We start from the raw sequence: 12,247 nt of genomic DNA on the forward strand, positions 1-12,247 counted from the left end.
GGAAGTGGAAGCGCAGTAATGTGTGGAGCTGACCAGTACTAATAGGCCGAGGACTTGACCACAAAGCAACAAGCTTGGTCTGTGCAGCGCTCTGTCCCTTCGCCGGGTCCGGAGCAGCGCCAGACCAAGGTCTTGCTCGCGTCCACTATGCAATTCTGAGACAACAAACAGTGTTTGTGTGTTTCATAGGGTTACGGCGGTTATGGCGAAGGGGAAACACCCGGTTACATTCCGAACCCGGAAGTTAAGCTCTTCAGCGCCGATGGTACTGCACCGGGGACGGTGTGGGAGAGTAGGTCACCGCCGGACAATCTTTCGAAAGGCCCCCACCAATGGTGGGGGCCTTTCGTGTTTTCACAGGTCTTTCCTGCTCGTGGCCCTTCCGTAGGGGCCCTTCCGTTGACCCCACTGACGGCCCGCTGGCGGCCCTTCCGCAGGGGTCCTGCGGCTGAACCCTCTGACGGCCCGCTCGGCGGGACCTTTCCCGGGCTCACGGGCCTTCTACAAGAACCCTGAACGAACGGGAGCCGGACAACGGAGAGGCCCCGGCCCTCCCGGGCCGGGGCTCTCCGTTGGACCACCGCTCGTCAGGGCGTGATGAAGAGACCGTCTCCCACGGTTCGCTCCGCACCGTCCGAGGGCCGGTTCACGGCCTTGTGGCCGACGACCATCACACTGGAGCCGCCGCCGTCGAAGTTGATGGCCTGCTTGGCTCCCAGCCACCGCATCAGCTGGGCCGCCTCCACCATCGAGGCGCCCACCGCGACACCCGGGTTGCGCCCGTCGACCGTGGCCAGGATCAGCCCGCCCGACTTGTCGATACCGACCATCGTGCGCGGGTGGCGGCGGAGCATCATGTTGATCGAGGCGTGTCCGTCGGCCGCCGCGGTGATGCGTACCCGGCCGTTCCTGACCAGCCCGACCCCGCCCCCCATGACGTGAGTCTCCGGGGTGAGCGGGATGGCTCGCTGCGTGCGCAGGTCGATGACTTTGCTGTCCACCTTCATCCAGGTTCCCTGCCCGTGTTCCTGGAGCCAGACGGCCATGAGGCCGGTGCCGTGGAGCAGGTAGGTGCCCCGAGCGACGATGCCGCCGGCCTGGCGGACCTTGATGACCTTGCCCTGGGCGGCGTCGACGACGACCTCGATGCCGCCGTCGGCGGCCGTCTTACCGCCGAACTCCTCGGTGTAGAGGACGAGCTCGTCGGTCCCGGCGGCCCGGTTGATGCCGTTGACCTCGGTCTTCGTCCCGTCCGAGGAGATCGCGGTGACCGTGGTGCTCAGCTCGGTGATCCGCGCCTTGCGGCCCTGGGTGATGACGAGGCCGCTACGGCCGGGCACGGCCTCGCTGAGAAGCCTGCCGCCCACGACGGACACGCCGACCGGGTCGCCCTGGAGTGCCTTGGCGGTGTGGATGTTGAAGAAACCGCCGTTGACCCCGGCGATGGCGCCGGCCAGCTTCGACATCGAGCTGGTGCTCTCGCGCTTGGCCACGCTCTTGCCGACGCTCGTCCTGAAGGATCCCCTGAACACCTTCGGGTTGACCATCAGCACGCGCATGTCCCAGGGGCCGGTGGTCTCGGTGCCGTCGTCACCGAGATAGTCGGTCTTGGCCCGGATGTCGAACTCCTTCAGCTCCTTCACGACCTTGTCGGCCTTGGCCCGCTGGCCGAACGACCACAGGCCGGTCCGGACCATGTAACGCTCCACGGCGGGGGCGTCCGCGGCGGCGGGCTGCACGATCCTCAGGATCTCGGGGATGAACCCCGCGGCCTCCATCGCCTCGGCGACCGTCTGCGCGGTGACAAGGGAACCGGCATCGTGCCCGTTGGGCATAAGAGCGGAAACTGTCCACCCTTGGGTGGATTTGCCGTGTTTCACACTAAAAAGGGTAATTCCTGGTGCCACGTTCTGCTGGTTCTTCACCGGGGCCATGCTCACACCGAGGGGGAACGCGGAGGAGGGAAACCCCGAGCTCGCCTGCTCGGCCTCGGCGGGAATCGCCACGGTGGTGAGCGCCAGGGCTGTCAATCCGGCGACAAGGTGTCGCGACATGTGCATCTCTCCCCATTGGTCTCCGACTTAGTGCACCATCGTGCCGAGATCTACGGGTCGAGGAGACCGAAACACGCGAAACATCCCAAGAAAGTGTTGTTCCTCACGCGAGGCCGGGGAGAAGCGGCAGGGGAATTCACATGTCCGAGGAGACCCCGACGGGGGCAATGGCCCTGGTCAATAAGGATTAGTCCCCGGGGATTTCGTCACGCGGGCCGGAAAGTGGCGCTACGGTGCGGTAGGCCGCATTTCCTCAGATCAAGCGGCACATCTTTCCGAGAGGCAGCCGTCATGGGGCTGAGCATTCTCATCGTGATCATCGCAAGTGTGCTCCTGGGCGTCATCCTCGGGGCGATCCTGACGCGCCCGCGCCGCTGGGATCTCCACATCTGCGCCGATGACCCCGCTGACCACGTTCGCATGGACGCCGCGTCCGACAGGCACGGTTAGTCCAGAAACCCAACTCCAGACACCGTCAATTCAGGCAGACACGATTGGCCGGGGAAACCCGGAAGAGTCCTGGGAGTCACAGGGGGTCCGAAGAAGTCACCGTACGACTTCGAGGAACCGCTTGACTTCGGGGAGCCGTCGCACGACAGAGCGGGGGACGAACCAAAGGACGGGCCGCGAGACGCGGTCACCGCGGAAAACGGTGATCGTGGAAAACGGCCGGACACCTGCGGGTCGTACGGAATCCAGATTCCGTACGACCCACGTCCCCGATTTCGTCAGCCGACGCAGTGATACACCTTGCGCAGGGTCTCGTGGACGATCCAGACGGTTTTGGCACCCTCAGCGAGCAGGCAGACCGACCCGGGGACGAGCTCCAGGGTGGCGCCACCGTCGACCTCCAGGGTGGCGCGGCCGGACAGGACCACGAACATCTCGTCACGTTCCACATCGACGACCGTGCCCGGTGTGATCTCCCAGATGCCCCGGCTCTGCCTGCCGTCCGGCGAGGACCACAGCTCGATCGACGAGACGCGCGGGGAGCCCGCCAGGATCTGGTGGGATTCCAGCTCGTCCGGTGACAGCCGTACGTCGCCGGTGGGGACGGAGAACGCCCCGGCGGCGGCGACCATCCGGGCCAGATCGGCGGGCTCGGGGACGAAGATGTCGGGCATTGGGACCTTTCAGGAACGGGGACTGTCTCTCCGGAAGGACTCCAGCGCCAGGAGGGCGACCTGGAGGGAGAGACAGGATTCGACATCGTCCAGATCGGTGTCGAGGACGCGCTCCAGCCTGCGGAGACGGTCGTAGAAGGCGGGCCTGGACAGGTGGGCCCTCTGGGCGGCGACGGCCTTGTTGCGGCCCGCGTCGAGATAGACCCGCAGGATCCTGGTGAGGTCGCCGCCGCGCTGGGCGTCGTGAGCGAGCAGCGGGCCGAGCTCGCGCTCGGCGAAGGTCTGCAGCCGGGCGTCGTCGCGCAGAAGATGGAGCAGACCTCTCAGGCGGAGGTCGGGCAGCCGGTAGAAGGCGCGGCCGTCGGGCTGCCTGACGGCCACGTCGGCGACCTGCTCGGCTTCCAGGAAACTCCTCCGGACGTCGCGGACCGACTCGACCACGGAGCCGGCGGCGAGGACGAAGGGGATGGTGAAGGCCGTACGCAGGTGGTCGGCGAGCGTGGTCAGCGCGGACTCGGGGACGACGCGCGGCGGCAGGGGGAGCAGGACGCCGACCCGGTTCTGGTCCAGGGCGCCGATCAGGGCGGGAAGACGGGCCTCGCGGCAGGCGGCGGCGGCCGCGTCGGCCAGCTCGCCGAGCCGGGCGAGCTGCTCCTGGCCCTCCAGCGGGTGCTCGGCCGACTCGGCCAGGCGCAGGACCACGCTGATGAGCTTGCGGCCGGTGAGCGACACGCCGACCGCGCGGGCGCGCGCCGCGGCCTCCTCGGGGTCGGCGTACGCGTGGGTCAGGATGCCGGTGATGATCGTGCCGTGCGCCTGGCGTTCCAGCGACTCCTGGTGGCGTTCCAGCAGGCGGCCCAGGGCGAGGGTGGTCGCGGCGCGCTCGGCGAGCACGATGTCGCGAGGCCCCGGCTCCGTGTCGCAGAGCAGGATGAGGCGGCCCCAGTCCTGGCCTCGCGCGCCGACCATGGTGACCAGCCAGCCCGAGGCCGCGTCGTAGGCGGTGCGCAGGTCGGGTGCCACCGCGCGGGAGCGGGCCTCCCAGCCCGCCAGCAGCGAGCCGGTGTCGCGCCCGGCCGTCTCGCAGGCCAGCACCTGGTGGGCGAGGTTCTCCAGCAGCGCGGGATGCCCGGACAGCCGGGTGACCTGGCCGAGGACCTCCGCGGGGGAGGCGCCCTCGACCGACAGCTCGGTGAAGACCTCGTGCAGCTGCTCGGAGGCGCGGAGCTCCTCCAGCTGGATGTCGATGATCCGGGCGTGCACCGACTCGGTGATCTGCACGAACGGCGTTTCCCTGGCCAGGGTGACCAGGGGCAGCCCGTGATCCTCGGCGGCGCGGACCACGGCGCCGGGCAGCTCCCCGATGAACTTGCGGCCCAGCTCCACGATCAGTCCCGACGCGCCGACGGCGACCAGCTCGGCGATGTAGTCGGCGAGCTTGCCGGGGTCGTCGGGCAGGGCTATGCCGGTGGTGAGCACGAGCTCGCCCCCGCGCAGCAGGTGCGCGATGTCGGTCACCTCGCCCACGTGCACCCAGCGCACCCGGCTGTCGAGCCGGTCGGCTCCCGCCACGACGCGTGGATTGCCCCGGCGGACGGTGTCCAGGGCAAGGACGTCGGCGACAGTAGGGAGCACTCGTCGAGAATATCTGATCAACATGTAAGCGCGAGTGGCCCATGCTTTACAGCCTGTTTGCCTCTGCCTGTTTCCCACCTGCCTTCTCTTCCGCACCCCCTGTTTCCCCCGTTTCCCGCCCGCTTTTCTTCGCGGATCGGAGGGCGTGGTGGGTCGGGCGGGAGGCGACGAACGGGGAGTGAGGGAGGTGACGGCTCACGCGGGAGGGCGCGGGTGCGGATGAGGGGACGGAAGGGGAGAGAACGCGGGTGGGGGGGGGAGGGGACGGAGGGAAGGTCGTTCACCAGGCCCGATGGTTGTCGGGCGCGCAGGATGATATTCAGGACGGCGGGGTTCGCTCCAATTTCATGACCCTAGGATTACTTCACCTTTTACGGCCGAGGGACGCGATGGTGGACATGGTTGAGACCGCCGGTACGGTGCGGGGCAGGGCCACGAAGGGCGCTTCGGGCGTGGAGGAGCTCGATCTTCGCCAGCTCCTGGCCGGCCTGACCGCGGTGCGCGACGGCGACTTCGGCACGCATCTGCCCGAGGACGGCGACGGGCTGCTTCAGGAGATCGCCACCGTTTTCAACGGGATGGTGGACCAGCTGTCGCTGTTCACCTCCGAGGTGACCCGGGTGGCCCGCGAGGTGGGCACCGAGGGGCAGCTGGGCGGGCAGGCCGAGGTGCCGGGGGTCTCCGGCACCTGGAAGGACCTGACCGACTCGGTGAACGCCATGGCGGGCAACCTCACCGACCAGGTGCGCGACATCGCCCAGGTCGCGACCGCGGTCGCCACCGGCGACCTGTCGCAGAAGATCACCGTGGACGTGCGCGGCGAGATCCTGGAGCTGAAGAACACGCTGAACACGATGGTCGATCAGCTGTCGTCGTTCGCCGACGAGGTCACCCGGGTGGCGCGTGAGGTGGGCACCGACGGAAGGCTGGGCGGGCAGGCGGAGGTGACCGGCGTCGCCGGCACCTGGCGCGACCTGACCGACTCCGTCAACTTCATGGCGGGCAACCTCACCGACCAGGTGCGCAGCATCGCGCAGGTCACCACCGCGGTCGCCAAGGGCGACCTGTCGCAGAAGATCACCGTGGACGCCCGGGGCGAGATCCTGGAGCTGAAGAACACCATCAACACGATGGTCGACCAGCTGTCGTCGTTCGCCGACGAGGTCACCCGGGTGGCGCGTGAGGTGGGCACCGACGGAAGGCTGGGCGGGCAGGCCGACGTCAAGGGGGTCTCGGGCACCTGGCGCGACCTCACCGACTCCGTCAACTACATGGCGGGCAACCTCACCGACCAGGTGCGCAACATCTCGCAGGTGGCCACCGCCGTCGCTCGCGGCGACCTGTCGCAGAAGATCACGGTCTCGGCGCGGGGCGAGATCCTGGAGCTGAAGAACACGCTGAACACGATGGTCGACCAGCTGTCGTCGTTCGCCGACGAGGTCACCCGGGTGGCGCGTGAGGTGGGCACCGACGGAAGGCTGGGCGGGCAGGCCGACGTCAAGGGGGTCTCGGGCACCTGGAAGGCGCTGACCGAGTCGGTGAACGTCATGGCCGACAACCTCACCGCCCAGGTGCGCAGCATCGCGCAGGTCACCACCGCGGTCGCCAAGGGCGACCTGTCGCAGAAGATCCGGGTCGACGCCCGGGGCGAGATCATGGAGCTGAAGGAGACCATCAACACGATGGTCGACCAGCTCTCCGCCTTCGCCGACGAGGTGACGCGGGTGGCGCGCGAGGTGGGCACCGAGGGCAACCTCGGCGGCCAGGCCACCGTGCGAGGGGTCTCCGGCACGTGGAAGGACCTCACCGACAACGTCAACTCGATGGCCAACAACCTGACCAGCCAGGTGCGCAGCATCGCGCAGGTCACCACGGCCGTCGCCAGGGGCGACCTGTCGCAGAAGATCACCGTCGAGGCCAAGGGCGAGGTCGCCGCGCTCGCCCAGACCATCAACACCATGGTCGACACGCTGAGCGCGTTCGCCGACGAGGTGACGCGGGTGGCCCGCGAGGTGGGCACCGAGGGTGAGCTGGGCGGCCAGGCGCGCGTGCCCAACGTGGCCGGCACGTGGAAGGACCTGACCGACAACGTCAACTCGATGGCCAACAACCTGACCAACCAGGTGCGCAACATCGCTCAGGTCACCACGGCGGTCGCGCAGGGCGACCTGACCAAGAAGATCGACGTGGACGCCCGGGGCGAGATCCTGGAGCTGAAGACCACGATCAACACGATGGTCGACCAGCTGTCGTCGTTCGCCGCGGAGGTCACCCGGGTGGCCCGCGAGGTCGGCAGCGAGGGACGGCTGGGCGGCCAGGCCGAGGTCGAGGGCGTGTCCGGCACCTGGAAGCGGCTGACGGAGAACGTCAACGAGCTGGCCGGAAACCTGACCCGCCAGGTGCGGGCCATCGCCGAGGTGACCAGCGCGGTGACCTCGGGCGACCTCACCCGCTCGATCACCGTCGACGCCTCGGGCGAGGTGGCCGAGCTCAAGGACAACATCAACTCCATGGTGAAGTCGCTGCGCGAGACCACCCTGGCCAACCAGGAGCAGGACTGGCTCAAGTCGAACCTGGCGCGCATCTCGGGACTGATGCAGGGCCACCGTGACCTCGCCGTCGTGGCCGAGCTGGTGATGAACGAGCTGGCCCCGCTGGTCTCCGCCCAGCACGGCACGTTCCTGCTCGCCGAGGAGAAGCCGGACGGCTCCGAGCTGCGGGTGGTCGGCTGCTACGGCCACCGGGAGACCGCCCGCCGCCACTTCTTCGGAGACTCCCTGGTGGGACAGGCCGCGGTGGCCAAGCGGTCCATCCTGGTCGAGGACATCGAGGCCGGGTACCTCACCATCTCCTCAAGTCTGGGAGCGGCCGGTCCGGTCAACCTCATCGTGTTGCCGATCATCGTCGAGGACCAGGTGCTCGGGGTGATCGAGCTGGCCAGCCTCAACCGCTTCACCCAGGTGCACCGGGCCTTCCTGGAGCAGCTGGTGGAGACCATCGGCGTCAACGTCAACACGATCGTCGCCAACGCCCGTACCGACTCCCTGCTCACCGAGTCGCAGCGCCTCGCGACCGAGCTGCAGGTCGGGCAGGAGGAACTGCAGCGTTCCAACGCCGAGCTGGAGGAGAAGGCGGAGCTGCTGGTCCGGCAGAACCACGACATCGAGACGAAGAACAGGGAGATCGAGCAGGCGCGGCAGGAGCTGGAAGACCGGGCCAAGCAGCTCGCGCTGGCCTCCAAGTACAAGAGCGAGTTCCTGGCCAACATGAGCCACGAGCTGCGCACCCCGCTCAACTCGCTGCTCATCCTGGCCCAGCTGCTGGCACAGAACCCGGCCCGCAACCTCACGGCCAAGCAGGTGGAGTACGCCAACGTCATCCACTCGGCGGGCACCGACCTGCTCCAGCTGATCAACGACATCCTCGACCTGTCGAAGATCGAGGCGGGCAAGATGAACATCAGCCTGGAGCCGCTGCCCCTGCGCCAGCTCCTGGACTACGTCGAGGCCACCTTCCGCCCGCTGACCACGGAGAAGGGGCTGCGGTTCGACGTCGTGGTCGCCTCGGACGTGCCCGAGGAGCTGCTCATGGACGAGCAGCGGCTCAGGCAGGTGCTGCGGAACCTGCTCTCCAACGCGGTGAAGTTCACCGAGAGGGGCTCGGTCGAGCTGCGCATCGAGCGGGCGGGGAAGATGGACGTGCCGGGGGCGCGCGGCCGGGAGGCGCTCGCCTTCCAGGTCGTCGACACCGGCATCGGCATCGCCGAGGAGAACCTCTCCCAGATCTTCGACGCCTTCCAGCAGGCCGACGGCACGACCAGCCGCAAGTACGGCGGCACCGGGCTGGGGCTGTCCATCAGCCGGGAGATCGCCGCGCTGTTCAACGGCGAGATCCGGGCGGTCAGCGCCCTGGGCTCGGGCAGCACCTTCAGCCTCTACCTGCCGATCGCCGACCTCACCTCGGGCGCCTCTCACGCGGGCACGGGAAGGGGCCTCGGCGCCGCGCCCGCCTCGGTCCTGCCCGCGCTTCCCGCGCCCGCGGTCGCACCTTTCTCAGAGCGGTTCCCGGGGGCCGACGGGCGGCGCCTGCTCGTCGTGGAGTCCCGGCCCAACGGGCTGCTCTCGCAGCTGGCCGAGAGCGTCGTGGCCGACCTGCCGGAGACGCACGGTCCCGTCCAGGTGTCGACCGCCAACGACCCGACCTCCGCGCTGGAGATCCTCGAAGTGGACGACCACCACTGCATCGTGCTCGACCTGGGCATGCGCCAGGACGCGGCGGCCGACTTCCTTCGCATGCTGGACGACGACCCGGTGCTGCGCGGGCTGCCGGTGCTCGCCCACCACACCCGTACGCTCACCCGGCCGCAGGAGAACCTCCTCAAGGGGCGGTCCAACACCCAGCCGCTGGAGCGCCTGCCCAGTCTCGACGAGCTGCGCGAGCGCATCACCCTGCACCTGTCGGCGCCGGAGCCCGGCGACGTGCTGCCCCTGGTGCAGCCCAGCCCCGACGAGCGGCCCCAGCCGGTGGAGGAGGTGGACGCCGTGCTGATGGACAGGAAGGTCCTGGTCATCGACGACGACGTCCGCAACGTCTTCGCGCTGACCAACATCCTGGAGCTTCACGGCATGCAGGTCCTCTACGCGGAGAACGGCCGCAAGGGCATCGAGATCCTGTCGCGCAACGAGGACATCGACCTGGTCCTGATGGACATCATGATGCCGGAGATGGACGGCTACGCCGCGACCGCGGCCATCCGCAAGATGGCCGACTTCGCGGATCTGCCGATCATCGCGGTGACCGCCAAGGCCATGCAGGGTGACCGGGAGAAGACCCTGTCGGCGGGGGCCAGCGACTACGTCACCAAACCCGTCGACGCCCAGGAGCTGCTCCGCCGCATCCAGCGGTGGCTGGAGATCTGAGGCGGGGCCTTCGGCGACCGCGGGCCGTTCCCGCGCGTCCTCGCGTGGCCGGGACGCTCCCGCCGCCGGGTCAGCGCGAGGCGGCGCCGTCGTCCCCGCCGGCCGGGGCGCCCGACCGCGAGCGGCGCCGCGATGCCGTCGTCCCCGCCGGACGTGACGCCGCGCGCTTCAGGCGGGCGTCCATGCCGTCGAGGAAGCAGGTCAGGCCGAACTCGAAGTTGAGCGCCCTGGCGGAGTCGACGTCCATGCACCGGTACTCGGCGTAGCGGGCGACCAGCTCGGGATAGTCCGCCGCGGCCTTCTCCACCACGGGCTGTATGGCCGCGTTCAACTCGTTGGAGTCGAGGCCCGTCTGCTCGCGCATGGCCCGCCAGGAGAGCTCGGGCGCGGTGACCCCGAGCACGTACGCCATGAGCGTCGAGGCGGCGTAGTCCTGGTCGAAGCCGTCGAACCCGGCGTGGTCGAACGTGGCGACGAGCCGGCTCATCATCCGCATCGCGTTGGGGCCGATGGCCGGGGTCGTCCCGATGAAGCTGATGACCCAGGGGTGTTTGAAGAGCGCCTGGCGGATGCCGTACGCGAAGGAGGAGGCGGCGTTGCGCCAGCTGGTCTCCTGGGCGTCCAGGACGCTGAACTCGCCGTAGACCTCGTCGAGGACCAGCTCGAGCAGCTCGTCCTTGTTGGCCACGTGCCAGTAGATGCTGGTGGTCCCGGAGCCGAGCCTGGCGCCGAGGCGGCGCATGCTCAGTGCGTCCAGCCCTTCGGTGTCGAGCAGCTCCATCGCCGCGCGCACGATCTGCGCGCGGCTGAGCGCGGGACTCTTCGCGGCGCGCTGCTCGCGGGTCCAGACGGAGCCGAAGTGCTGTTTCACCGTTCAAGCATAAATCCGATGGCACAGTGTTCGAGCTTATCGTACAGTGTGCGAGTGAAATCGAACACTGTACGAGTCGAACGCGACCCGAGGCGCTGGTGGATCCTCGGAGTGCTCTGCCTGAGCCTGCTGGTGCTCGTGGTGGACAACACCGTCCTGAACCTGGCGATCCCCGCCCTGATGGTCGATCTGGGGGCCAGTCCGGCGGACATCCAGTGGATCATCGACGCCTACGTCCTGGTCTTCGCCGGCCTGCTGCTCACCTCGGGCAGCCTGTCGGACCGCTACGGCCGCAAGCGCTTCCTGATCATCGGCCTGGTGCTGTTCGGCGGTGCCTCGCTGGTCGCCGTGCTGGTCACCGAGCCCTGGCACCTGATCGGCGCCCGCGCGCTCATGGGAGTCGGCGGCTCCATCCTGATGCCGAGCACCCTGTCGATCCTGATCACCGTCTTCGACGAGGAGGAGCGCCGCAAGGCGATCGCCGCGTGGAGCGCGGTGGCGATGGTCGGCGTGATCGCCGGTCCGACGCTGGGCGGCTTCCTGCTCGAACACTACTGGTGGGGGTCGATCTTCCTGCTCAACGTGCCGGTCGCGGTCGTCGCCGTGATCGCGGCGGCGCTGCTGATGCCCGAGTCGCGCGGTCCGGCCAGAAGGCTCGACCCGCTCGGCGTGGTGCTGTCCACGGTCGGCATGAGCGCCCTGGTCTACGTGGTCATCTCCGCGCCCACCGCGGGCTGGACCTCGGCGGAGTCGCTGGCCGCCGCCGGGGTGGCGGTGGTCGCGCTGACGGCGTTCGTGGTCTGGGAGCTCAGGTCGGAGCACCCGATGCTCCCGCTCGAGCTGTTTCGCAACCGGAACTTCAGCGGGGCGTCGTTCTCGATCGTGCTGATGTCGTTCGGCACGGGCGCGCTGCTGCTGATGCTCACCCAGTACCTGCAGTTCGTGCTGGCCTACGGTCCCATGCAGGCCGGTCTCGCGCTGCTGCCGTACGCCCTGGCCGCCGCGCTGTTCAACGGGGTCGGCGCCGGTCTGGGACAGAAGGTCAGCAACCGGGTGCTGGTCGCCGTCGGCCTCGCCGTGATGGCCGGCGGCTTCGGGGTGCTGGCCTTCATGACCGCCGACACCGGGTACGGCCTGCTGATCACCGGTCTCATGCTCATGGGGGTCGGCGGCGGCCTGGCGGGGCCCGCGGCCTACGCGACGCTGATGGGGGCGGTGCCGCCCGCGCACGCCGGTGTCGGGTCGGCGCTCAACGACACCGTCCAGCAGGTCGGCATGGCGCTGAGCATCGCCGTGCTCGGCAGCGTGCTGGCCGGGGTCTACACCTCGTCGATGCCCGCCGACGTCCCGGCCGCCGCGCGCGAGTCGATCGGTGAGGCACTGCGGCTGGGAGACGCGGGGATCGTCGAGACCGCCCGCGAGGCATTCGTCTCGGCCATGTCGTTCGGCTCCTGGGTGGGCGTCGGCTTCACCCTGGCCGCCGCCACACTGGCGTTCCTGGTGCTGCGGCCCGCGCCCGCGGCCGGGGCCGGTTCGGACACGGATCTGATGACATCCTCCTCCGCCTGGCTCGAAAATCGGTGCGTTAGTGGGCAGGCGGCAGCGAACCCTGGCCGGTGATGTCGGGGCAGGGCTTGCGGGGTG

7 protein-coding genes and 1 rRNA gene are annotated in these 12,247 nt (G+C 68.8%); 4 read left to right on the forward strand and 4 right to left on the reverse strand.

Going from position 1 to position 12,247, the window contains the following annotated elements; translation table 11 throughout:
* Positions 1 to 192: 192 nt before the first annotated feature.
* A 5S ribosomal RNA gene (rrf, locus tag ACSDR0_RS46635) occupies positions 193 to 309 on the forward strand.
* A 278-nt stretch (positions 310 to 587) separates the two neighbouring features.
* Here rrf and ACSDR0_RS46640 read toward each other — a convergent pair.
* Positions 588 to 2,054 carry a phosphodiester glycosidase family protein gene (locus tag ACSDR0_RS46640; RefSeq protein ID WP_435295422.1) on the reverse strand — a complete coding sequence of 489 codons (1,467 nt, stop codon included), beginning with the start codon at positions 2,052 to 2,054 and terminating at the stop codon, positions 588 to 590.
* A gap of 312 nt (positions 2,055 to 2,366) precedes the next feature.
* On the opposite strand from ACSDR0_RS46640, the gene ACSDR0_RS46645 reads away from it, so the two are divergent.
* Positions 2,367 to 2,504 (forward strand): hypothetical protein, encoded by a 138-nt coding sequence (locus ACSDR0_RS46645; RefSeq protein ID WP_435295423.1) that lies wholly within the window; start codon positions 2,367 to 2,369, stop codon positions 2,502 to 2,504.
* Between the two features lie 278 nt (positions 2,505 to 2,782).
* Here ACSDR0_RS46645 and ACSDR0_RS46650 read toward each other — a convergent pair whose 3' ends face one another.
* On the reverse strand, positions 2,783 to 3,178 hold the full coding sequence (locus tag ACSDR0_RS46650; RefSeq protein ID WP_435295424.1) for a cupin domain-containing protein: 396 nt from the start codon (positions 3,176 to 3,178) through the stop codon (positions 2,783 to 2,785).
* 9 nt (positions 3,179 to 3,187) lie between these two features.
* Complete coding sequence (locus ACSDR0_RS46655; RefSeq protein ID WP_435295425.1) at positions 3,188 to 4,813, reverse strand: PucR family transcriptional regulator; 1,626 nt, start codon at positions 4,811 to 4,813, stop codon at positions 3,188 to 3,190.
* 398 nt (positions 4,814 to 5,211) lie between these two features.
* Here ACSDR0_RS46655 and ACSDR0_RS46660 point away from each other — a divergent pair, with 398 nt between their 5' ends.
* Positions 5,212 to 9,732, forward strand: a complete 4,521-nt coding sequence (locus ACSDR0_RS46660) for a HAMP domain-containing protein (protein ID WP_435295428.1) — start codon at positions 5,212 to 5,214, stop codon at positions 9,730 to 9,732.
* A 70-nt stretch (positions 9,733 to 9,802) separates the two neighbouring features.
* On the opposite strand, the gene ACSDR0_RS46665 is transcribed toward ACSDR0_RS46660, so the two are convergent.
* The gene (locus ACSDR0_RS46665) at positions 9,803 to 10,603 is read right to left on the reverse strand and encodes a TetR/AcrR family transcriptional regulator (RefSeq protein WP_435295426.1); all 801 of its coding nucleotides are present in this window, start codon (positions 10,601 to 10,603) and stop codon (positions 9,803 to 9,805) included.
* A gap of 54 nt (positions 10,604 to 10,657) precedes the next feature.
* Here ACSDR0_RS46665 and ACSDR0_RS46670 point away from each other — a divergent pair, with 54 nt between their 5' ends.
* The gene (locus ACSDR0_RS46670; protein WP_435295427.1) at positions 10,658 to 12,223 is read left to right on the forward strand and encodes an MFS transporter; all 1,566 of its coding nucleotides are present in this window, start codon (positions 10,658 to 10,660) and stop codon (positions 12,221 to 12,223) included.
* Positions 12,224 to 12,247: the final 24 nt, after the last annotated feature.

The organism is Streptosporangium sp. G11 (assembly GCF_051192615.1).
Classification (GTDB): Bacteria; Actinomycetota; Actinomycetes; order Streptosporangiales; family Streptosporangiaceae; genus Streptosporangium.

Bases quoted from the DNA above. Each gene is read 5' to 3' on its own strand.
- ACSDR0_RS46640 (WP_435295422.1), bottom strand. From the start codon at position 2,054: ATGTCGCGACACCTTGTCGCCGGATTGACAGCCCTGGCGCTCACCACC.
- ACSDR0_RS46660 (WP_435295428.1), top strand. From the start codon at position 5,212: ATGGTTGAGACCGCCGGTACGGTGCGGGGCAGGGCCACGAAGGGCGCT.
- ACSDR0_RS46650 (WP_435295424.1), bottom strand. From the start codon at position 3,178: ATGCCCGACATCTTCGTCCCCGAGCCCGCCGATCTGGCCCGGATGGTC.